The sequence below is a fragment of the Agrococcus sp. UYP33 genome (assembly GCF_054060915.1).
On sequence record NZ_JBSSDR010000001.1, the window covers coordinates 1,788,476 to 1,809,623 of the forward strand.

General features: G+C 72.8%; 19 protein-coding genes. 12 read left to right on the forward strand and 7 right to left on the reverse strand.

Features of this window, described 5'->3' with window-relative positions; translation table 11 throughout:
• The 5 genes from mtrB to secA all read left to right on the forward strand — a co-directional run bounded on the left by mtrB (nt 1) and on the right by secA (nt 7,815).
• Entirely contained in the window at nt 1–1,713 is a 1,713-nt protein-coding gene (gene mtrB / locus ACVWW9_RS08765; protein WP_354255792.1) for an MtrAB system histidine kinase MtrB, read from the forward strand.
• Nucleotides 1,710–3,362: an LpqB family beta-propeller domain-containing protein gene (locus tag ACVWW9_RS08770; RefSeq protein ID WP_456515175.1), complete on the forward strand. Its 1,653-nt coding sequence runs from the start codon at nt 1,710–1,712 to the stop codon at nt 3,360–3,362. The genes mtrB and ACVWW9_RS08770 overlap by 4 nt, the downstream gene beginning before the upstream one ends.
• A gap of 62 nt (nt 3,363–3,424) precedes the next feature.
• Nucleotides 3,425–4,093, forward strand: a complete 669-nt coding sequence (locus ACVWW9_RS08775) for a ComF family protein (RefSeq protein ID WP_456515176.1) — start codon at nt 3,425–3,427, stop codon at nt 4,091–4,093.
• A gap of 89 nt (nt 4,094–4,182) precedes the next feature.
• Nucleotides 4,183–4,887 (forward strand): ribosome hibernation-promoting factor, HPF/YfiA family, encoded by a 705-nt coding sequence (hpf, locus tag ACVWW9_RS08780; RefSeq protein WP_354255784.1) that lies wholly within the window; start codon nt 4,183–4,185, stop codon nt 4,885–4,887.
• A gap of 114 nt (nt 4,888–5,001) precedes the next feature.
• Complete coding sequence (gene secA / locus ACVWW9_RS08785; protein ID WP_456515177.1) at nt 5,002–7,815, forward strand: preprotein translocase subunit SecA; 2,814 nt, start codon at nt 5,002–5,004, stop codon at nt 7,813–7,815.
• 448 nt (nt 7,816–8,263) lie between these two features.
• Here the strand turns inward: secA and ACVWW9_RS08790 are convergent, their stop codons facing one another.
• Complete coding sequence (locus tag ACVWW9_RS08790) at nt 8,264–9,328, reverse strand: trypsin-like serine peptidase (RefSeq protein ID WP_354255779.1); 1,065 nt, start codon at nt 9,326–9,328, stop codon at nt 8,264–8,266.
• 54 nt (nt 9,329–9,382) lie between these two features.
• Nucleotides 9,383–10,150 (reverse strand): PAQR family membrane homeostasis protein TrhA, encoded by a 768-nt coding sequence (gene trhA / locus ACVWW9_RS08795; RefSeq protein ID WP_456515178.1) that lies wholly within the window; start codon nt 10,148–10,150, stop codon nt 9,383–9,385.
• An 82-nt stretch (nt 10,151–10,232) separates the two neighbouring features.
• Here trhA and uppS point away from each other — a divergent pair, with 82 nt between their 5' ends.
• The 3 genes from uppS (at nt 10,233) to ACVWW9_RS08810 (ending at nt 13,805) form a co-directional block, all read left to right on the forward strand.
• On the forward strand, nt 10,233–11,009 hold the full coding sequence (uppS, locus tag ACVWW9_RS08800) for a polyprenyl diphosphate synthase (protein ID WP_123697310.1): 777 nt from the start codon (nt 10,233–10,235) through the stop codon (nt 11,007–11,009).
• A 205-nt stretch (nt 11,010–11,214) separates the two neighbouring features.
• Nucleotides 11,215–12,552 (forward strand): PhoH family protein, encoded by a 1,338-nt coding sequence (locus tag ACVWW9_RS08805; RefSeq protein WP_354255773.1) that lies wholly within the window; start codon nt 11,215–11,217, stop codon nt 12,550–12,552.
• 137 nt (nt 12,553–12,689) lie between these two features.
• Complete coding sequence (locus ACVWW9_RS08810) at nt 12,690–13,805, forward strand: winged helix DNA-binding domain-containing protein (protein ID WP_456515179.1); 1,116 nt, start codon at nt 12,690–12,692, stop codon at nt 13,803–13,805.
• 1 nt (nt 13,806) lies between these two features.
• Here the strand turns inward: ACVWW9_RS08810 and ACVWW9_RS08815 are convergent, their stop codons facing one another.
• The 5 genes from ACVWW9_RS08815 to ACVWW9_RS08835 form a co-directional block, all read right to left on the reverse strand.
• A complete protein-coding gene (locus ACVWW9_RS08815; RefSeq protein ID WP_456515180.1) occupies nt 13,807–14,541 on the reverse strand; it encodes an anti-sigma factor domain-containing protein in 735 nt (244 codons plus the stop codon).
• Nucleotides 14,522–15,091, reverse strand: a complete 570-nt coding sequence (locus ACVWW9_RS08820; protein ID WP_456515181.1) for an RNA polymerase sigma factor — start codon at nt 15,089–15,091, stop codon at nt 14,522–14,524. Before ACVWW9_RS08820 ends, ACVWW9_RS08815 begins: the two co-directional genes overlap by 20 nt.
• A 29-nt stretch (nt 15,092–15,120) precedes the next feature.
• Complete coding sequence (locus ACVWW9_RS08825; protein ID WP_456515182.1) at nt 15,121–15,789, reverse strand: class F sortase; 669 nt, start codon at nt 15,787–15,789, stop codon at nt 15,121–15,123.
• 89 nt (nt 15,790–15,878) lie between these two features.
• Complete coding sequence (locus ACVWW9_RS08830; RefSeq protein ID WP_456515183.1) at nt 15,879–16,688, reverse strand: DUF4397 domain-containing protein; 810 nt, start codon at nt 16,686–16,688, stop codon at nt 15,879–15,881.
• Between the two features lie 128 nt (nt 16,689–16,816).
• Entirely contained in the window at nt 16,817–17,626 is an 810-nt protein-coding gene (locus ACVWW9_RS08835) for a DUF4397 domain-containing protein (protein WP_456515184.1), read from the reverse strand.
• Between the two features lie 171 nt (nt 17,627–17,797).
• On the opposite strand from ACVWW9_RS08835, the gene ACVWW9_RS08840 reads away from it, so the two are divergent.
• The 4 genes from ACVWW9_RS08840 (at nt 17,798) to ACVWW9_RS08855 (ending at nt 21,146) form a co-directional block, all read left to right on the forward strand.
• Nucleotides 17,798–18,367 carry a prepilin peptidase gene (locus ACVWW9_RS08840; protein WP_456515185.1) on the forward strand — a complete coding sequence of 190 codons (570 nt, stop codon included), beginning with the start codon at nt 17,798–17,800 and terminating at the stop codon, nt 18,365–18,367.
• A 99-nt stretch (nt 18,368–18,466) separates the two neighbouring features.
• Nucleotides 18,467–19,369, forward strand: a complete 903-nt coding sequence (locus ACVWW9_RS08845) for a MetQ/NlpA family ABC transporter substrate-binding protein (RefSeq protein ID WP_456515186.1) — start codon at nt 18,467–18,469, stop codon at nt 19,367–19,369.
• A 77-nt stretch (nt 19,370–19,446) separates the two neighbouring features.
• Nucleotides 19,447–20,478 (forward strand): methionine ABC transporter ATP-binding protein, encoded by a 1,032-nt coding sequence (locus tag ACVWW9_RS08850; RefSeq protein ID WP_456515187.1) that lies wholly within the window; start codon nt 19,447–19,449, stop codon nt 20,476–20,478.
• Nucleotides 20,475–21,146 (forward strand): methionine ABC transporter permease, encoded by a 672-nt coding sequence (locus tag ACVWW9_RS08855; protein ID WP_456515188.1) that lies wholly within the window; start codon nt 20,475–20,477, stop codon nt 21,144–21,146. The genes ACVWW9_RS08850 and ACVWW9_RS08855 overlap by 4 nt, the downstream gene beginning before the upstream one ends.
• Nucleotides 21,147–21,148: the final 2 nt, after the last annotated feature.

The window sequence follows — 21,148 nt, forward strand, 5'->3', positions numbered from 1 at the left end:
ATGGCCGGGCGGCGCTGGAGCTGGGAGCGGGCGACGGGCTTCCTGCGGCGCTCGCTGCAGGCGCGCGTCGTCGCCTTCAGCATGCTGCTGTCGATGCTCGCGCTCGTCGGTGTCTTCGGCTACATGTCGGCGTCCGTGGGGGAGAACCTCTTCGAGACGCGCCGCGACGAGGCGCTCGTCGAGGCGGTGCGCGCGACCGCGGGCATGCAGCAGATCTTCGACGAGGCCGTCACGCAGAGCCTGACGAGCGGTGAGGTCGACGCGCTGCAGGATCGCGCGCTCGACGCCGTCACCGGGGTCATCTCGTCGCGCTCGAGCACCGACTACGCCATGCTCCGCGCCGAGGCGCAGGCGTCGACGCTGCTGCAGATGAACGACGTGCAGTCGCAGGGCTTCGACACCGACCTGCTGCACGCCGAGCTGCGGAGCGCGGTCGCCGCATCGGCCGACCTGCCGTTCTACCAGTCGGTGCGGCTCGCCTCCGAGAACGGCGGCGAGCCCGGCATCATCGTCGGCACCACGGTCGACGTGCCGCTCGCGGGTCGCTACGAGCTCTACCTGCTCACGAGCCTGCAGTCGACGCAGGCGACGCTCGGCTTCATGCAGCTGACGATGATGCTCGGCGGCATCGCGCTCATCGGCCTCATCGGGCTCATCACCTGGTTCGTCGCGCGGATGGTCGTCGGGCCCGTCGAGGCGGCCGCCGCGTCGAGCGCGCGGATCGCCGCCGGCGAGTACGACGTGCGCATCCCGGTGCGCGGCGACGACGAGATCGCCAAGCTCGGGCGCTCCTTCAACGACATGGCCGACTCCATCTCGCGGCAGATCAACGAGCTCGCGACGCTGTCGACCGTGCAGCAGCGCTTCGTCTCGGATGTCTCGCACGAGCTGCGCACGCCGCTCACGACCATCCGCCTGGCCGGTGACGTGCTGCACGACCGGCGGGATTCGTTCGACCCGGTCGCGGGCAGGACGGTCGAGCTGCTGCACACGCAGATCGAGCGCTTCGAGCAGCTGCTCGCCGACCTGCTCGAGCTGAGCCGCTTCGACGCGGGCGCCGCGCAGCTCGAGATCGAGCCCACGAACCTCGTGCGGCTCGCCGAGGGCGAGCTCGCGGCCGTCGAGCCGCTCGCCGCCGAGCGAGGCACCGAGCTGCGCCTCGTCGCGCCCGGCGGGCACTTCGAGGCCGAGGTCGATCCGCGGCGCATCCGACGCATCCTGCAGAACCTGCTCGCGAACGCGATCGACCACGGCGAGGGCAGGCCCGTCGTCGTCACGGTCGACTCGACGAGCGATGCCGCAGCGATCGCCGTCCGCGACCACGGCGTCGGCATGACCGAGGAGGAGGCCGCGCGCGTCTTCGACCGCTTCTGGCGAGCCGACCCGTCGCGGCAGCGGCGCACCGGCGGCACCGGCCTCGGGCTCTCGATCAGCCGCGACGACGCGGCGCTGCACGGCGGCTGGATCGACGTCTGGTCGCGGCCAGGGGAGGGCACGGCGTTCCGCCTCACCCTGCCGCGCGCCGGCGCGCACGCCGTGTCGTCGCCCATCGAGCTGCCGCCCGCCGACACGCAGGCGATCGAGCTGCCGCACCACCCCCACGTGCTCGAAGCGCCGGCCGACGAGGCCGGCATGGCGCTCGCCGAGCCCACCGTCGAGATCGCGCTCGTCGACCCCGCGCCGCGGGCCGCGACCGAGGAGGCCGACCGATGATCCGCTCCTTCGCCGCCATCGCGGCCGCTGCCGTGCTCGTGCTCACGGGCTGCGTCGCCATCCCCGACTCCGGCGCCGTCACCGAGGGCGTCGTCGACGTGAGCGAGCAGGAGAACGGCCTGGTCTTCCTCGCGCAGGAGCCCGAGGAGGGCGCGACGCAGGAGCAGATCATCCTCGGCTTCCTGAGCGCGGGCATCAGCCCGGACGACGACTTCTCGATCGCTCGGGAGTTCCTGACGCGCGACGAGGCGCAGCGCTGGCAGCCGGACGCCGGCGTGATCGTGCGCGCCGGCCCGCCGGAGGTCTCGTTCGGCAGCGAGACGCAGGCCACCGCGGTCGTCGCCGCCCTCTCGGAGGTCGACGCCGGCGGTGCGCTCCGTCGCCCGGGCGAAGACCGGATGCTCGAGTTCGAGATGCTGCTGCAGGACGGCCAGTGGCGCATCGCGGCCGCGCCGGACGGCATCGTGCTCTCGAGCTTCCACTTCGCAGAGCTGTTCCGGATGCACGCGCTGCACTGGATGACCCCGGACGCCACGCGCTCGGTGCCCGAGGTGCGCTGGTTCGAGCGCACCGCGACCACGCTCCCGTCGCGCATCATCGACGCGCTGCTCGACGGCCCCTCCACGTGGCTGTCGCCGGCTGTCCTCACCTCGGGCGCCGCGGACGCGTCGCGGGTTGGCGAGCCGCGCGTCGACGGCACGACCATGACGGTGACCGTCGACGCCACGCAGATCCAGCAGCAGGGCCCCGGCAGCCTGCAGGCGCTCTCGCAGCAGCTCGCGCTGTCCCTCCGCACGGTCGGCGTGCGCGAGGTGATCGTCGAGATCAGCGGCCGCCCCGACCTCTCGGCGTCGAGCGCCGCGAGCCCGCCGATCGACCTCGGGGCGGTCGATCCGCGCCCGCTCGTGCTCGACGGCGCTTCGCTGCGCCCGATCGGGGCAGGGGCGTCGACGATCGAGGACGTCGGGCCGACGCTCAGCGCGATCGGTGCGACGAGCTACACCGTCGGGGCCGAGGGCGGCGTCGCGCACACCGGCACGACCGCCGTCTGGATCGAGGCCGGCGCCGATCCCGTGACGATCTCCGCCGACGCGGCATCGGTGGGCACCGTCGACGACAGCGGATGGGTGCTGCTGCAGGAGCGCTCGGCGCCGCAGCGGCTGCTGGCGTGGCGCGACGGCGAGCGGGTCGAGCTGGGGCTGCCGCCGGGCACCGGTCGCATCACCGCGATGGAGCTCGCCCGCGACGGCTCGCGGCTCGCGATCGTGACGGTCGACGGCGACGCGAGCCAGGTGCTCGTCGCGGCGATCGTGCGCGACGCCGAGGGGAGGCCCGCCTCGCTGGGCGAGCCCTACCCGCTGCCGCTGCTCGACGGCGTCGCCACCGACGTGACGTGGTCGGGGCCGACGCAGATCGCGGTGCTCGCCGCCGGCGGTGACCAGGCGCAGATCGCCACGCTCGTCGTGGGCGGCGACTCCGAGCAGCTGCCGCAGCCCGGCGTCCCGGTGCAGGCGCTCGTGGGCGGCAGCGAGGGCACCTCGACGCTGCGCGCCCTCGGCGCCGACGGCTCGCTGCTCTCGCAGCGCGGCAGGGTCTGGACGGCGGCCGACGGGCTCGGCCCGATCTCGCTCATCGCGACGCAGCAGTAGCGCCGTCCACAGGTGCGCGGCGCCGCCGAGCGCGGCACGGCATCCGCGCCGCATCATCGGGCATGCGGATGCGGGCGGGCGCGGTGGCGGGCAGCGGGCCGATCGCCGCAGCCCTGCGGGAGGCGGCGAGCGTGCTGTGGCCCGTCGCGTGCGCCGGGTGCGGCGCGGTCGACGTCGCCGTCTGCGGCGCGTGCTCGGCGGCGCTGCGGGCAGGACCGCTGCGGGAAACGCTCGACGGCGTGCCGCTGCTCGCGGCCGCCGCCTACGAGGGACCGGTGCGCGAGCTCGTCGCGGCGTGCAAGGAGCGCGGCGGCCGGGCGGAGGCACGGGCGCTGGGCGCAGGGCTCGCGCTCGCGGTCGCCGCGGCACCGCCAGGGGCGCTCGTGCGGGTGCCGTCGAGCCGCGGCGGGATGCGGCGGCGTGGCTTCGACCCGGTCGTGCTCGTGCTGCGCGCCGCCGGGCTGCGCGCGACGCCGCTGCGCCGCATCCGGGGCGGTGGTGTGCAGAAGCAGCGGTCCGTCGAGGCCCGGCGGGTCGCCGCGGCGGGGTCGCTCGCGCTGCCGTCGAGCGCGGCGCGCCGGCTGGTCGGCAGTGCCGTCGTGGTCGTCGACGACGTCGTGACGAGCGGTGCGACGGCCCGCGAGGCGGTGCGCGCCCTGCGTGCGGCCGGGTGCCGGCCGGTCGCGATCGTGGCCGTCGCGCGCACGCCCAAGCGGGTTCCTGGGAGGTGAGCCGACGCACGGCGGCCGGGGGTAGAGTGCAGGCCACGCACGTCGGCATTGCACGCCGCAGCGCCGACGCCGACCAACGGGAGGCCACGATGGACATCACGTTCGGCGCCAAGGGCGCAGACATCACAGACCGGTTCCGCGCATATGCGGAGGAGAAGCTCGCGAAGGTCACGCAGCTCCTCCCGCGGGCCACGGCGCTCGATGTCAAGCTCACCCGACACGCGGATCCGCACGCCGCCATCGCGGGCGGCAGGGTCGAGATCACCGTCCACGGCCCCGGCTCGATCATCCGTTCGGAGGCCGACGGCCCCGACAAGTACATGGCGTTCGACTCCGCCTTCCACCGCATCATGGAGCGCGCCCGGCGTGCCCACGACAAGCGCCACGACCACAGCGCCCGCCGGCGCACGCCGCTCCGCGACGCCGCCGTCGCCGGCTTCGAGCAGGTCGCCGTCACCCCGGCCGACCCCGCGCTCGTCGAGGCCGTCGCGACCGGCTCGATCCCCGTCGTCGCCCAGGAGCAGCCGGAGGCCGAGAACCAGTGGTCGCCGGTGGTGATCCGCGAGAAGCGGTTCCCCGGCAAGCGCATGAGCGTGCGCGACGCCGTCGACCAGATGGAGCTGGTCGGCCACCCCTTCTACCTCTTCGTCGACGAGGCCACCGATGAGTGCGCCGTCGTCTACCGCCGCAAGGGCTGGTCCTACGGCGTCATCTCCCTCGACGACGAGGCCGCCGAGGACGGCACCGAGGCCCGCGTCGTGGCCGACGCCGAGAGCGAGCGCGCCGCGTCCTGACCGCCCAGAGCGGCACCCCAGAGGGCTCTGGGGTGCCGCTCGTCGCGCGTTGCTACGATGAGCAGTCGGTCAACGGACCGTGACCGAACCCCTACCTCACGGGAGGCATCCCTCGTGGCCAACTTCTTCGAGAACATGCTCCGAGCCGGCGAAGGCCGGCTGCGGCGCCGCCTGGAGCGCATCGCCGCAGATGTGGCTGCCCTCGAGGACGCGTTCGAGGATCTGACCGATGAGGAGCTCGCGGGCGAGACCGCGGAGTTCCGGCAGCGCTACGCCGACGGCGAGCCGCTCGACGCGATGCTGCCCGAGGCCTTCGCCGCGGTGCGCGAGGCGGCGAAGCGCACGCTGGGGATGCGCCCCTACGACGTGCAGGTGATGGGCGCCGCTGCCCTGCACCTCGGCAACATCGCCGAGATGAAGACCGGTGAGGGCAAGACGCTCGTCGCCCCCATCGCCGCCTACCTCAACGCCATCACGGGTGACGGCGTGCACATCGTCACGGTCAACGACTACCTCGCGAGCTACCAGTCGGAGCTCATGGGCCGCGTCTTCCGCGCCCTCGGCATGACGACCGGATGCATCATCTCGGGGCAGACGCCGGAGGTGCGGCGCGAGCAGTACGAGGCCGACATCACCTACGGCACGAACAACGAGTTCGGCTTCGACTACCTGCGCGACAACATGGCGCACTCGAAGGAGGCGATGGTCCAGCGCGGCCACGGCTTCGCGATCGTCGACGAGGTCGACTCGATCCTCATCGACGAGGCCCGCACGCCGCTCATCATCTCCGGCCCGGCCGCGGGCGAGGCGAACCGCTGGTTCGGCGAGTTCGCGCGCATCGCGAAGCGGCTCCGCCCGGACGTCGACTACGAGGTCGACGAGAAGAAGCGCACCGTCGGCGTGCTCGAGCCCGGCATCGAGCGGGTCGAGGACCTGCTCGGCATCGACAGCCTGTACGAGTCGGCGAACACGCCGCTCATCTCCTTCCTCAACACCGCGCTCAAGGCGAAGGCGCTCTTCAAGCGCGACAGCGACTACGTCGTCATGAACGGCGAGGTGCTCATCGTCGACGAGCACACCGGCCGCATCATGCAGGGTCGCCGCTTCAACGAGGGCATCCACCAGGCGATCGAGGCGAAGGAGGGTGTGCAGATCAAGGCCGAGAACCAGACGGTCGCGACGGTCACCCTGCAGAACTACTTCCGCCTCTACGACAAGCTCTCGGGCATGACCGGTACCGCCGAGACCGAGGCCGCCGAGTTCATGGCGACCTACAAGCTCGGCGTCGTCCCGATCCCGACGAACAAGCCGGTGCAGCGCGCCGACAGGTCCGACCTCGTGTACGCGACGGTCGAGGGCAAGTTCAAGCACGTCGTCGACGACATCGTCGAGCGGCACGCGGCCGGCCAGCCCGTGCTCGTCGGCACGACGAGCGTCGAGAAGAGCGAGTACCTCTCCGGCCTGCTCGCGAAGGCCGGGGTCAAGCACGAGGTGCTCAACGCCAAGAACCACGCCCGAGAGGCCGCGATCGTCGCGCAGGCCGGCCGCGTCAGCGCCGTCACCGTCGCGACGAACATGGCCGGTCGAGGCACCGACATCATGCTCGGCGGCAACGCCGAGCACCTCGCCGTCACGCGCATGCAGGAGCTCGGGCTCAGCCCCTCCGAGACGCCGGACGAGTACGAGGAGCGCTGGGACGCCGTCTTCGCCGAGGTCAAGGCCGAGGTCGAGGCGGAGGCCGCGAAGGTCATCGAGGCCGGCGGCCTCTACGTGCTCGGCACCGAGCGCCACGAGTCGCGCCGCATCGACAACCAGCTGCGCGGCCGCTCCGGCCGCCAGGGCGACCCGGGCGAGAGCCGCTTCTACCTCTCGATGCAGGACGACCTGCTGCGCCTGTTCGGCGGCTCCGTCGCCGAGCGCTTCATGGCCGTCGACGCCGACGAGGACGAGATCCCGCTCGAGTCGAAGATCTTCTCCCGCACGATCCGCACGGCGCAGGCGCAGATCGAGTCGCGGAACGCCGAGATGCGCAAGAACGTGCTGAAGTACGACGACGTGATGAACCGCCAGCGCGAGGCGATCTACTCCGACCGCCGGCACATCCTCGACGGGGACGACCTCGAGGGCAAGGTGCAGGGCTTCCTCGAGGGCACGCTGCGCTCGCTCGTCTCCGACCACGCGGTGGGCAACGACAGCGACGAGTGGAACCTCGAGGCGCTGTGGACCGAGGCCAAGCAGATCTACCCCGTCGGCATCACGATCGACGAGGTCGTCGCCGAGGCGCAGCCGCGCCTGACGGCCGACTTCCTGTACGAGCAGCTGGTGTCGGACGCGAAGATCGCGTACCAGAAGCGCGAGGAGTCGCTCGGCTCGCCCGCGATGCGGCTGCTCGAGCGCCGCGTCGTGCTGTCGGTCATCGACCGCAAGTGGCGTGACCACCTCTACGAGATGGACTACCTGCGCGAGGGCATCGGCCTCCGCACGATGGCGCAGCGCGACCCGGTCGTCGAGTACCAGAACGAGGGCTTCGCGCTCTACCAGCAGATGATGTCGGCGATCCGCGAGGAGTCGATCTCGTTCCTGTTCAACCTCGAGGTCAAGGTGCAGCAGGGCGCCAGCCCCGAGGCGCCGGCGATCGAGGGCGGCGGGCTCGAGGAGCCCGAGGAGGAGAGCCCCGAGGCGCTCACCTACTCGGCGCCCGACGAGGACGGCGAGGCGTCGGTGCACGACGCGCGGGGCAAGGAGCTCGGCGCGGCGAGCGACAAGGCGCGCCAGCGCTCCGGCAACCCGGCGGTCGCCGGGAAGGCGAAGGCCGCGGGCGGCAACCGCGAGCAGCGCCGCGCCGCCGACAAGGCGGCGAAGGCCGCGCCGAGGAAGGGCGCGTTCGGCCAGCTGCAGGACGCCGACAACGAGGGCTCCTCCCGCTAGCCCCACCCGCTGATCGAGTAGCAGCCGGACGAAGTCCGGCCGGCCCTCACCTGCTGATCGAGTAGCTGCCGGACGGAGTCCGGCCGGCCCTCCACCCGCTGATCGAGTAGCAGCCGGACGGAGTTCGGCCGCGTATCGAGATCACACGCCGCGGCCTGCGGTTCGTCTCGATACGCGGCCTTCGGCTGCTACTCGACGAGCGTGGGGGCGCAGCCTTGTGCTTCTCCTCGACGAGCAGGTGCGACGGAGTCCGGCCGCCTCCACCTGCTGATCGAGTAGCAGTCGGACGGAGTCCGGCCGCGTATCGAGATCATGCCCGCCGCGGGCCAAGTCGTCTCGATACGCGGCCTTCGGCTGCTACTCGACGAGCGTGGGGGCGCGGCCTTCGGCTGCTACTCGACGAGCGTGGGGCGCGCGGTCTTCGGCTGCTGCTCGACGAGCGCGCGCGTCAGTCGTCGAGGGTGCGCAAGCCGTTGTAGGCCGTGACGCCGAGCGGCGGGCCATAGGCGCCCGTCTCGCCGCCGTTCGAGTAGACCGCGGTGATGTGCCCGGCCCCCGTCTGCGGATCGAGGTTCGAGACGAACCCGGAGCCCGAGGCGCCGTCGCCCATCTCGCAGTCGGCCCCGTAGTTCGCGTCGCCGCCCGCGCCGTAGTCGAGCTCGTCCTCCGCGCAGTGGCGCAGCACCTCCGCGTCGAACGCGTCGTTGCCGGGGTAGCCGGCGATCACCACGCCGTTCGTCTCGGCCGTGAAGCTGACGCCCTGCCCGCCGACGACGTCCTCGAGCGTCGTCTCGCCCTGCGGCGCGAAGCGGACGAAGCCGAAGTCGAAGCCCATCCAGCCGTCGTCGTCGGCGCCGTCGAGCCAGCGGTCGTTCGCCTCCAGGTACTGGTCCGGCACCCACCAGCGCTCGGCCTCCCAGGTGCCGAAGGGCGCGTCGCCGCGCTCGTACCCGGGCTCGAAGGTGATCCGGTCGTAGTAGTCGCGCGTCTCGTCATCGAAGACGCAGTGCGCGGCCGTGACGACGACGAGCCCGGACTCGCTGTTGATGACCGTGCCGCTGCAGGTGTACTCCGCGTCCTCCGTCTCGAGCACGAGTCGGCCGACCGTCGTCAGCAGCAGGCTCGCGTCGGCGGTGTGCGGCGTGCCCGGCAGCAGCTCGTCGCCGCCGTCGTGCACGGGCATCGCGATGCCGGGCGCGACTCGGGCGGTGCCGCGCGTCGGCTCCAGCACCAGGTCGAGCGCCGCATCCGGGAAGTACCCGTCGACGGTCTCGCCCTGCGAGCCGGCGTAGAGCTCGCCGGTGTCGGCGTCGGTCTCGTCCGTCGTCGTGATCGGTGCGTCCGGCTCGACCGGCCGCACCTCGATCTGCGGCTCGCCGGACGGGCGCGGGGTCTGCGAGGGCGGCTGCTGCGGCTGCCGGGTGGGCAGCGGCGGCGCCAGGATGATGCATCCGCTCATCGTCAGGACGGTGAGCGCCGCTGCGGCCACGGCGGCGGTTCGAGCGAGGCGCATGCTGCGACGCTAGGGCGGTGCGCCGCAGGATCGCTGAGAACGCGGCGCGCGGCGTCAGGCCGGCGGTGCGACGGCGACGAGCATGATCGCCGTCCAGTGGCACAGGAACGCGACGAGCGTGCAGGCGTGGAAGATCTCGTGGAAGCCGAACCGGCCGGGGAACGGGTTCGGCTTCTTCATCCCGTAGGCGATGGCGCCGACCGTGTAGGCGAGCCCGCCCGCGATCACGAGCGCCGCGGTCAGGGCATTGGCGGACCAGATCTGCGGCAGGAACGCGACAGCCGCCCAGCCGAGGGCGAGGTAGATCGGCACGTAGAGCCAGCGCGGTGCGTGCAGCCAGAAGATGCGGAAGGCGATGCCGAGCACGGCGCCGGCCCAGATGACGGTCAGCAGGATCCAGTCGGTGGGCGACGGCAGCGTCAGCAGCGCGATGGGCGTGTAGCTGCCGGCGATGAGCAGGAAGATGTTGGCGTGGTCGAGCCGCTTGAGCAGCACGCGCGTGCGCTCCTGCCAGTGGAAGCGGTGGTAGACGGCCGAGACGCCGAACATCAGCAGGCTGGATGCGGCGTACACGGCGGTCGAGACCTTCGCGGTCGTGCCGTCGGCGATCACGACCAGCACGATGCCGGCGATGAGGGCGAGGGGCGCCGTCCCTGCGTGGATCCAGCCGCGCCACGTGGGCTTCTGCTCGACGGCGGCCTCGACGATCGAGTCGCCGGCCGCCTCGATGAGCGGGAGGTGCGCGGAGGACGGGTCGCTGACGCGGACCTCGGGGGAGGGCCGGTCGGACGACGCGCCTGCCGGCTCGGACTGCAGTGCCATGACGACAGCGTACGGCGTACGCAGTACCGCGTCGAGCATGCCGATGCCGCCGTGGGGGACGAGCGCCCGGTAGGTTCGACGGGTGCGACTGCGCAGCTCGCCGGGATCACGGCTCGTCTACCGCTACTACGAGCGGCGGCTGCGGCGCGACCTCCAGCGCACCGCGGTGCCTCGCCACATCGCCATGATCATCGACGGGAACCGCCGCTGGGCGCGGGAGCAGAAGCTCGAGAGCGCGGGCCACGGGCACCGCGCCGGCGCCGCGAAGCTGCGCGAGTTCGTCGACTGGTGCGCCGAGATCGGCGTCGAGGTGGTGACGCTCTACCTGCTGTCGCGCGACAACCTCACCGGCCGCGGCGGCGAGGAGCTCGGCGAGCTGTGCGAGATCATCGCCGAGCTCGCCGACGACCTGTCGCGCCTGCCCGGCCGCCGCATCCGCCACGTCGGCGACACCCGCGGCCTGCCGCGCCCGCTCGTCGCGGCGCTCGAGGGCGCGGTCGCGCGCAGCGCGGATCAGGACGGCATCGTCGTGAACCTGGCCGTCGGCTACGGCGGCCGCCACGAGCTCGTCGAGGCGGTGCGCAAGATCCTCGAGGGCGCCGACGGCGCGAGCGTCGCCGAGATCGCCGAGCGCCTGTCGCCCGAGCTCATCGCCGAGCACCTCTTCACCGCCGGCCAGCCGGACCCCGACCTCGTCATCCGCACGTCCGGCGAGCAGCGGCTGAGCGACTTCATGCTGTGGCAGAGCGCGCACAGCGAGTTCTACTTCGTCGAGGCGCTCGGGCCCGACCTGCGGGAGGTCGACTTCCTGCGCGCGGTGCGCTCGTACGGGCTGCGCGAGCGTCGCTACGGGCGCTGACGGGGCGGCGACCTGAAGCCCAGGTTTCGATCGGATGAACTCTGGCTGAGGCCGCGTGTGTCGGATCGTCGGATGCGCTGGAGGCGAGCGTAGATTCGGCCCTGTCGGGCAGTTCCGCCCGACAGCGAGCGGCCTTCGCGTCCGCGAGCAACACGGAGGTGACGGCCGCGTGATACCGACCCCAGGGTCGGCAAGGGAGCGTCACGTGCCTGAACTCGCCACCACCCCCCAGAGCGGCGTCGCCGAGGCAGAGGGCCTTGACACCCGCCAGCGCACCTACGTGCTCGACACGAGCGTGCTGCTGTCCGATCCGGGGGCGATCCACCGCTTCGCCGAGCATGCCGTCGTGATCCCCGTGATCGTGATCGCCGAGCTCGAGAAGAAGCGGCACGACCCGGAGATCGGCTACTTCGCGCGCAAGGCGCTGCGGAACCTCGACGACCTGCGGGTCACGCACGAGCGGCTCGACTTCCCGGTGCCGACCGAGGGCGGCGGGAGCCTGCGGGTCGAGCTGAACCACTCCAACCAGCAGGTGCTGCCGAGCGGACTCCAGCTCGGCGACAACGACTCGCGCATCCTCGCGGTCGCCTCGAACCTCGCGGGCGACGGGCTCGACGTCTGCATCGTCTCGAAGGACATGCCGATGCGCGTGAAGGCCGCGTCGATCGGGCTGCCGGCCGAGGAGTACCTCGCCGAGCAGGCGGTGGACTCGGGATGGACCGGCACGGCGGAGCTCGCGCTCTCCGGCGAGCAGATCAACCGGCTCTACGAGGACGAGCGGCTCGACACCAGCAAGGTCGCCGACCTGCCCATCAACACCTGCCTCGTCATCTCGTCCGAGCGCGGCTCGGCGCTCGGCCGCGTCACCCGCCGCGGCGAGGTCTCGCTCGTGCGCGGCGACCGCGAGGTCTTCGGCGTGCACGGCCGCTCGGCCGAGCAGCGGCTCGCGATCGACCTGCTGCTCGACAACGAGGTGGGCATCGTCTCGCTCGGCGGCTCCGCCGGCACCGGCAAGTCGGCGCTCGCGCTCGCGGCGGGCCTCGAGGCGGTGCTCGAGCGGCGGCTGCACAAGAAGGTCATCGTCTTCCGCCCGCTCTACGCGGTCGGCGGTCAGGAGCTCGGCTACCTCCCGGGCGACGCCGCCGAGAAGATGAACCCGTGGGGCCAGGCGATCTACGACACGCTCGGCGCGCTCGTGAGCGACAACGTGCTCGACGAGGTCGCGGCCCGCGGCATGCTCGAGGTGATGCCGCTCACGCACATCCGCGGCCGCTCGCTGCACGACGCGTTCGTGATCGTCGACGAGGCGCAGTCGCTCGAGCGCAACGTGCTGCTCACGGTGCTGAGCCGCATCGGCCAGAACTCGCGCGTCGTGCTGACGCACGACGTGGCGCAGCGCGACAACCTGCGCGTCGGCCGCCACGACGGCGTCGCGAGCGTCATCGAGACGCTCAAGGGGCACGACCTCTTCGGTCACATCACGCTGCAGCGCAGCGAGCGCAGCCGCATCGCGGCGCTCGTGACGAGCCTGTTGGAGGACTGACCGCCGATCGCGGACCCGATTCCGGATGCCGGACCCCAGATCTCGGGTCCCGCAGCCGGGGTCGGGTCCTTCGGCGTCCGGGGTCCACGCCGCCGTGTCGGCACTGCCGAGGAGCGCTGCCGAGTAGCGTCGGCGGGGTGCGGGAGCTGACGGCGGTCGAGGCGCGGCGCATGCGCATGGTCTCGCAGGGGCTCGTCAACGGCGGATGGCTCGGCTCGACGCGCACGCCGCTCGAGGCTGTCCGCCATGCGGTCGCCCTGCAGGGGCAGGACCTGCCGGCGGTGCTGCGCGCGATCGCGGCGCGCTCGATGCCCGGGACGACCCTCGACGACGTGCGCGCCGCGTTCGACGACGGCCTCGTGCGCTCGTGGGCGATGCGCGGCACGCTCTTCGTCGCCGCGGCAGACGACCTCGCCGTGCTGCACGCCTGGACGGCCGAGCGGATGCGCCGGCAGGAGTGGCGCATGTGCGAGGTGCGCGGCATCGACCACGCGACCGCAGAGCGGGCGGCCGACGTGCTGGTCGAGGTGCTCGCGGACGGGCCGGTGCTCCGCTCCGCGATGCTCGCCGCGTGGGAGGCGGCCGGTGTCTCGACGGCCGGCGGTCGCGGCTACCACCTGCTCGCGCTCGGCTCCTACGACGGGATCCTGCGCTTCGGCCCGTTCGACGGCCCCGACCAGCTGCTCGTCGGCGGGCCGCGCCCCTCGGTCCCGGAGCCGGATCGTGCGCTCGACGAGGCGCTCCGCCGCTTCGTCGGGGCGCGCGGCCCCGTGCACCCCGATGACGTCGCGTGGTGGCTCGGGCTGCCGAAGACGATCGTGCGCGCGTCGCTCGCCCGCATCGAGGGGCTCGAGGCCGTGCTCGTCGGGGGCCGAGAGATGCTCGTCGTCGCGGGCGCGGCGGGGGAGCCCTCCGACGTCGTGCTCGTGCCGGGCTTCGACGAGCTGCTGCTCGGCTACCGCGACCGGTCGCTCGTCGCGAGCCCCGCGGTGCTGGCGGCGGTCGTGCCGGGCGGCAACGGTGTCTTCCGGCCCATGGTCGTCGTCGACGGCGCAGCGGTCGGCACGTGGCGGTTCCCGGCGTCGCGCGCCGCCGTACGCTCCGGCGCCGCGCGATCACGCCGCGCGACCGCCCGGGGGTCGGCCGCTGATCCGAGCGCGCCGGTCGAGCCGCTGCTCGAGCTCGTCGAGCCGGTGAGCGCGGTGACCCGCCGCCGTATCGGTGCCGCGCTCGCGGAGTGGCCGCACCGCTGAGTCAGAGCTCGAGCGCGCCGCGCCAGATGCTGGCGCCCGAGTGCGTCGGGTCGCCGTCGTAGGGCTCGACCGAGACGTCGACGACCGGGAACGCCGCGAGGTCGAGGTCTGCGGGCAGCGCGAGCTCGGTGGAGGCCGCGTCCATGACGCCCAGGCTCACCATCTGCTGCGCGTCCGCGTCGAGCAGCCACACGTCGAGGTACCCGTCGACGGTGGGCAGCGCATCCGCGTCGACGACGAGCAGGCGCTGGCCATCGCGCTCGATCACCTCGGCGCGGGCGGGTGCGACGCTCGAGCCGAGCGGCTCGAGCACAGCGCCCGCGACGTCGATCGACCGGGGGCCGCCGCCGAGCTGCGTCACGAGCAGCACCGCGAGGCTCGCCGCGACGAGCGCGGACGCCGCGCATGCGGCGATGAGCGCACGGCCGCTGAAGCGCCGGCGACGGGCGACGTCGGGCGAGCGGGTCGATGCAACGGCGCGCGTCGCCGGCATGGCCGGCTGCGCGATCGGCGCGGCGGTCGGCTCGTCGAGGGCGGCGATGTCGGCGGCGATCCGGTCCCAGACCGCTGCGGGCGGCTCGACCGGCGAGACGTCGGCGGCGCGGAAGCGGTCGGCCGCGTCGCGGAGCGACGACACCTCCGCTCGGCAGTGCGCGCAGGTCGCGAGGTGCTCGGCGCTCGCGTCGGACTCGCCCAGCGCGAGCGCGGTGAGCGCGTCAGTCGACAGGTGCTGCATGGGTGTCCTCCCATCTCTCCCTGAGTCTTCGGAGCGCTCGCGACAAGTGGCTCTTCACGGTGCCGATCGGCATGTCGAGCGCCTCGGCGATCGAGGCGGTCGAGCGGTCCTCGAGCACCGCGAGCCGGACGATGGTGCGCTGGGGCTCGCCGATTCGCTCGAGCTCCTCCTGGACGGTGAGCGCGTCGGCCACGGCGTCGAGCACTGGGTCGCCCTCACCGTGCTCGAGGCGCTCCGCGAGGTCGTGGGGGTCGAAGGCCTGCTCCTTGGCGGTGCGGCTGCGGTAGTGGTCCGCGATGCGCCGGCGGGCGATCGCGATGATCCAGGCGCCGAGCGGCCCGTTCGCGGCGTCATACGCGTCGCGGGACCGCCAGACGGAGACGAAGGTCTGCTGCACCACATCCTCCGCATCGTGCGGGGCCATCGCCCGGCAGGCGATCGCGTAGACCATGCCGCCCCAGCGCTCGTACGCCAGGCGCAGCGTCTCGGGGGAGGCGCCGGCCGCGAACGCGAGCGACAGCCGCTCGACATCCGTCACTCCCTCGTCCACGGCCAGACGGTATCACCGGGCCATGCGCCTCACGGCGCGTCCAGGACGGCGGTGACGACGATGTTGTCCTCGTAGGCGCCCGCGGCGGCATCCCACTCGCCGCCGCAGGTGACGAGGCGCACGACGTGCTCCCCGTCGCGGGCGAACAGCGCGTCGAGCCGCAGCTCGTCCTTCGACACCTGCTCGATGCTCGTGATGCGGTAGCGCAGCTCGGCGCCGGAGGCCGTCGAGATCTCGACCGCGTCGCCCTCCGCCGCCCGCAGCACCGACGCCATCGGCGCGCTGCCGATGTCGCTGTCCACGTGGGCGGCGAAGACCGCGGAGCCGGCGTCGGCGCCGGGCGCCGGGCCGAAGCGGTACCAGCCGATCTCGCGCACGAGGTCGGGCACATCCATCTGGCCGTCGTCGCGCACGCCGACGGGGACCACACCGAGCTCGAGGTCCACCGACGGCACGCGCACCGCGGCCGGCGCGTCGACCGCGACCGGTGCGGGCGGCGAGGCGTCGCGCACGCCCACCCCGGTCGGGATGGTGCCGGACGGCGGGGCGGATGCGCTGGGCGCAGCCGGCTCCGTCGGGCCGGCGCCCGCAGCGAGCGAGGCGCTCGGCTGCGGCGCGACGCTCGGCGCCGACGGCAGCTGCGCGAGCAGCACGGCGCCGGTCCCGAGCGCCGCGACGGCGATGACCGCGGCGGCCACGGTAGCCACGCGACCGCCGCGGGAGCCAGGACGCACGGGAGGCTCCCGCCGCGCGATGCGCGACGAGAGCCCCCGCTCAGCGTCCATGCTCAGCCGCGCTCCCTTGCGGGGCGCAGCGTCTTCGTGGCGATCAGCGCGAGGCCGAGCGCTCCGGCGAGCAGCAGCGAGATGGCCAGCGCTCGCTGGTCCTCCGCGCCGCCCAGGCCCGAGGGCACGCCGCTCGGCGCGCTGTGCGCCTCCACGACCTGCACCGCGAGGGCGAGGTTGCCGTCCTCGGCGCTGCCCCAGGCGGTCACGATGCTGTTCGCGCCCTCCGCGAGGTCGAGGTCGGCCGGACCGATCGCGACGGTGTCGGTGCCCGCGAGCACGACGTCCGCCGAGACGGCGCCCGCCGCGGTCTCGAGCGCGGCCTCATCGGGGTTCGTGAGGCCCTCGACGATCGCGGTGCCGTTCGCGCGCACGTCGACGGCGGGTGCGGCGGCCAGGTGGCGCACCGTGAGGCGGGCCTGACCGGCGGAGACGGGCTCGGTGTCGTTCGCGAACGCCGAGAGCGTCGGGTCCCCGCCCTCCGTGAGGTGCGCGACGAGCGTCAGGTTGGCCGACTCGGGCACGGCGACGCCCATCGCCTCGATGGCGGGCTCGGCCGTGTCGGGGGTGCCGCCGTCGGCGAACACCTGGATGTCGTAGCTGCCGGCCGCGAGCATCATCGGGTCGGTCAGGGTGCCGGGCTCGAAGTCGCTGATGGCCTCCTCGCCGTTGATGAAGACGTCGACGGTGATGCCGGGCACGGCGTGCAGCACCGAGACGGTCGAGTCGGTCTCGGCTGCCATGGCGGGTGCGCCGCCGGCTGCCGTCAGAGCGAGAGCGGCGCCGATGCCGATCGCGAGCTTGCGCTTCATGGTGGTCTCCTCGAGGTGCGCGGCGCCGGATGCGCCGTCTACCTCCATATCGGCGGGGACCCCGTGCGCGGTTGCAGCGATCGCGGCCGCTGCATCCCGGGCGTGTCGCAGCAGGGCGACGGCAGGCGTCACGGGCGCGCTGCACGAGCGCGCGACGCGCGCCGGGCGACGGCGGCGAGGCCGACCGCGCCGGCGACGGCGAGCAGGACGCCCAGCGCGCCCTGCGCTCCGGCGCCGCCGAGGCCCGAGGGCACGCCGCTCGGCGGGGTATGCGCATCGACCACCTGCACCGCGAGCTGCAGGCTCTCCTGCCGCGCGTTGCCCCACGCCGTCACGATCGTGTTCGCGCCCTCCGCCAGCTCGACGTCCACCGGCCCGATCACGACGTCGTCGGTGCCGGCGAGCACCACGTCGACGGAGACGGCGCCGACCGGCACCTCGAGCAGCGCCTCGTCCGGATTCGTCAGGTTCCCGGCGATCACCGCGCCGTCGGCGCGCACGTCGACGGCGGGTGCGGCGGCGAGGTGGCGGACGGTCAGCCTCGCCTGCCCGGCCGCGACCGGCTCGGTGCTGTTCGAGAACACCGAGAGCGTCGGCTGGTCGTCCGCGGTCAGGTTGCCGGTGATCGTGAGGTTCTGCCCCGCAGGCACCTCGACGCCGAGCGCCTCGACGGCGGGCTCGGCGGTGTCGGGGGTCTCGCCGTCGTAGTAGAGCTGCACGTCGTAGACGCCCGGCGCGAGCTGGATCGGGTCGGTCAGCTCGCCCGGCTCGAAGTCGGTGATCGCCTCCTCGCCGTTGATGTACGCGTCGACCGTGATGCCGGGGATCATGTGCAGCACCGACACCGTCGAGTCGTCGCCGGCCGCGAGCGCGGGTGCACCGCCGAGCGCGACGAGCGCGAGTGCGGCGCCGGCGCTGATCACGAACGTGCCCTTCATGGGGTCTCCTCACACGGGGCGCCGCACGCTGCGTCGCGCTGTCCCCCATCCTCAGTGACGCGGGAGCAGAAAGATAGCAGTGTTATGAAACCGGCTCGGCTTCGCGCCTACCGATCGGACGCTGTGGAGAGCGGCGGCGGGGCGGGGGAGCGCCGGACTAGCGTCGCCCGGGTGACGACGACGTCGGCGGAGGCGGTGCGGCTGCGCTCGCGGCATCGCGCGTGGCATCGCGCGCGAGCGGTCGACCTGCTCGGCGCGCCGACCGCGGTGATCACGACATCGCTGCTCGCGCTCGGCGGCTGGGATGCGGTCGTGATCGTGCCGCTCGCGGTCGCGGCGGCGCTCACGCCGGCGCTCGCCCGCATCGACGTCGCCGAGCGGCGGCTGCCGAACGCGCTGACCGTGCCGCTGCTGCTGCTCGGTGCGGCCGCCGGCACCGTCCGCCTCGTCCAGGGCGACCTCGCGCCGCTCGCCGCGCTCGCCTGCGGCCTCGTGCTGCTCGCGATGGCGGTCGCGGGCGGCATGGGGATGGGCGACGTCAAGCTCGGCCTCGCGCTCGCGCTCGCGACGGCGACGCTCGGATGGGCCGCGCCGCTCACCGGCCTCGCCGCATCCGTCATGCTCGGCGGCGTCCTCGGCGCTGCCGCGCTCGTGGCGGGTCGGCGCACCGTGCCGTTCGGGCCGGCACTCCTGCTCGGCAACGCGATCGCGGCTGCAGCGGGCGCCGGCGGGGCAGTGTGAGCACGGATGCCGCCGCTCTGTGACGGTTCGTGACGCGCGGATTGGCAGCGATGGCTGTCAGATACGTACCGTCGGTGCATCCCCCAAGAAGGAGCCACCATGCGCATCCGCACCGCCCGTCCGCTCGCCATCGCCGGCACCGTCGGCCTCGCCGTCGCCCTCGTCGGCTGCAGCAGCGCCGCCAGCTCCGAGAGCGCTGAGCTCGGCTCCGCCGAGAACCCTGTGCAGCTCGGCGTCGTGGGCGCCTCGGACCCCTATTGGGCCGTGTACGAAGCGGCGGTCGAGGCCGAGGGCATCCAGCTCGACATCGTCGACTTCACCGAGTACACGCAGCCGAACCCCGCCCTCAGCGAGGGCGAGCTCGACGTCAACCAGTTCCAGCACGTCCAGTACCTCGGCGATTACAACGTGTCGTCGGGCGAAGACCTGCAGCCGATCGGGGCGACCGCGATCTACCCGCTGGGCCTCTACTCGGACAAGTACGAGTCCGTCGACGACATCCCCGACGGCGAGACCGTCGTGGTCCCGAACGACACCGTCAACCAGGCGCGCGGCCTGCTCGTGCTGCAGTCGGCCGGCCTCATCGCGCTCGCGGAGGGCGGCAGCCCGGCGTCGACGCTCGAGGACGTGCTGCCCGAGTCGCGGGTCGAGGTGGAGGCGGTCGACGCTGCACTGACCGTCAACTCGCTGCCCGATGTCGCTGCTGCGATCGTGAACAACGACTTCCTCGGCCCCGCCGGGCTGTCGTCGCAGGACGCGCTCGTCGCCGACGACCCGAGCGACGAGGCGGCACTGCCCTACGTCAACATCTTCGCGGCGCGCGCAGACGACGCAGACAACGAGGTGCTGCTGCAGCTCGTCGAGATCTTCCAGTCGAACCAGGAGGTGCTGGACGGCCTGCAGGAGGTCGCCGGCGGCACCGCTGTGTTCGCGACCACCCCCGCCGCGGATCTGCAAGCCTCGCTCGTCGAGGTCGAGGAGTCGCTCCAGGCGCAGGGCTGATCCACCGGCGCGGGCGACGGCGAACCGCCGGGCGCCCGTGCCGCACGACCCCCGATCGCCACGAGCCAGAGAGCGCCATGCCACACATCCAGCTCACCGACGTCAGCAAGTCGTACCCCCCTTCCAGGCGTGGCGGCACGCCGGTCGCCGCCGTCGACGGGGTCTCCGTCTCGATCGAGCGCGGCGAGGTGCATGGCGTCATCGGCTACTCCGGTGCCGGCAAGTCCACGCTGGTGCGCCTCATCAACGGGCTGGAGCCGGTCACTGCCGGCTCGATCGAGATCGACGGCGTCGACATCACAGCGTTGCCGGCCGGTGAGCTGCGCCGCGTGCGCCAAGGCATCGGCATGATCTTCCAGCGGTTCAACCTGCTGCGCTCACGCTCGATCCGCGGCAACGTCGCGTATCCGCTCGAGGTGGTCGGCATGCCGCGGGCCGAGCGCGCGGCCCGGGTCGACGAGCTGCTGCGCTTCGTCGGGCTCGAGGAGAAGGCCGACGCGTACCCCGAGCAGCTCTCCGGCGGTCAGCAGCAGCGCGTCGGGATCGCACGCGCGCTGGCCGCATCGCCTTCCATCCTGCTCGCCGACGAAGCCACCAGCGCGCTCGACCCGGAGACCACGGACGAAGTGCTGGACCTGCTCGCGCGCGTCAACCGCGAGCTCGGCGTCACGATCGTCGTCATCACGCATGAGATGGACGTGATCGCCCGCATCGCCGCCAAGGTCGCCGTCATGGACCGCGGCCGCGTCGTGGAGAGCGGCGACACCTATGACGTCTTCACTCGCCCGCAGACGGACACTGCGAAGCGCTTCGTGAAGACGGTCGTGCGTGCGCTGCCGGACGGCGATGCCCTGCAAGCGCTGCGGGCTCGGCACGAGGGCCGACTCTTCACCATCTCGTTCACCGACACCGGCGCATCCGACGCGCGGGTGTTCGCCGCGCTCGCGCGTGCGGGCGTCGACTTCCAGCTCGTGCACGGCGGCGTCGACGACATCCAGGGCCGCGTCTACGGACTGCTGACCATCGCGGTGCGAGGCGAGGCCGATGCCGTCGAGACCGCGCTCTCCGGTCTCGGCGGCGGCGTCCACGTCCAGGAGGTGCTCGCATGAGCGAGCTCATCGCTCAGGTGTCCGGGCTGCTCCCCGCGCTGCTGGAGCAGACGGGGGTCACCCTGTGGCTCGTCGCGCTCTCACTGCTGTTCGGCGGCACCGCCGGCCTCATCGTCGGCACCGCGCTCTACGTGACCCGCAAGGGCGGCGTGCTGCAGCAGCCGATCGTCTTCTGGGTCCTCAACGTGCTGGTCAACACGTTCCGGCCGATCCCGTTCATCATCTTCCTCGCCGCCATGCAGCCCATCGCCAGGCTCGTGATCGGCACGGGCATCGGCAACGAGATGATCGTCTTCTCGATCTCGATCGCGGCCACGTTCGGCATCGCGCGCATCGTCGAGCAGAACCTGGTCTCGGTGGAGCCGGGCGTCATCGAGGCTGCGCGTGCGATGGGTGCGGGTCCGTGGCGGATCATCCGCACCGTGATCCTCCCCGAAGCGTTCGGTCCGCTCATCCTCGGCTTCACCTTCGCGATCGTCGCGCTCATCGACATGTCCGCCGTCGCGGGCATCGTCGGTGGCGATGGGCTCGGCGACTACGCGCTCTCCTACGGCTTCCGGCAGTTCGAACCCGTCGTCACGTGGAGCGCGCTCGTCATCATCATCGTCATCACGCAGCTCGTGCAGGCCGTCGGGAACGCGCTCTCACGCCTCGTGCTGCGGCGCTGAGC

Excerpts from the sequence above, each read along its gene's own strand:
- mtrB (WP_354255792.1), top strand. The coding sequence starts at position 1 with ATGGCCGGGCGGCGCTGGAGCTGGGAGCGGGCGACGGGCTTCCTGCGG.
- ACVWW9_RS08770 (WP_456515175.1), top strand. The coding sequence starts at position 1,710 with ATGATCCGCTCCTTCGCCGCCATCGCGGCCGCTGCCGTGCTCGTGCTC.
- ACVWW9_RS08775 (WP_456515176.1), top strand. The coding sequence starts at position 3,425 with ATGCGGATGCGGGCGGGCGCGGTGGCGGGCAGCGGGCCGATCGCCGCA.
- hpf (WP_354255784.1), top strand. The coding sequence starts at position 4,183 with ATGGACATCACGTTCGGCGCCAAGGGCGCAGACATCACAGACCGGTTC.
- ACVWW9_RS08790 (WP_354255779.1), bottom strand. The coding sequence starts at position 9,328 with ATGCGCCTCGCTCGAACCGCCGCCGTGGCCGCAGCGGCGCTCACCGTC.
- trhA (WP_456515178.1), bottom strand. The coding sequence starts at position 10,150 with ATGGCACTGCAGTCCGAGCCGGCAGGCGCGTCGTCCGACCGGCCCTCC.
- ACVWW9_RS08815 (WP_456515180.1), bottom strand. The coding sequence starts at position 14,541 with ATGCAGCACCTGTCGACTGACGCGCTCACCGCGCTCGCGCTGGGCGAG.
- ACVWW9_RS08830 (WP_456515183.1), bottom strand. The coding sequence starts at position 16,688 with ATGAAGCGCAAGCTCGCGATCGGCATCGGCGCCGCTCTCGCTCTGACG.
- ACVWW9_RS08835 (WP_456515184.1), bottom strand. The coding sequence starts at position 17,626 with ATGAAGGGCACGTTCGTGATCAGCGCCGGCGCCGCACTCGCGCTCGTC.
- ACVWW9_RS08845 (WP_456515186.1), top strand. The coding sequence starts at position 18,467 with ATGCGCATCCGCACCGCCCGTCCGCTCGCCATCGCCGGCACCGTCGGC.
- ACVWW9_RS08850 (WP_456515187.1), top strand. The coding sequence starts at position 19,447 with ATGCCACACATCCAGCTCACCGACGTCAGCAAGTCGTACCCCCCTTCC.
- ACVWW9_RS08855 (WP_456515188.1), top strand. The coding sequence starts at position 20,475 with ATGAGCGAGCTCATCGCTCAGGTGTCCGGGCTGCTCCCCGCGCTGCTG.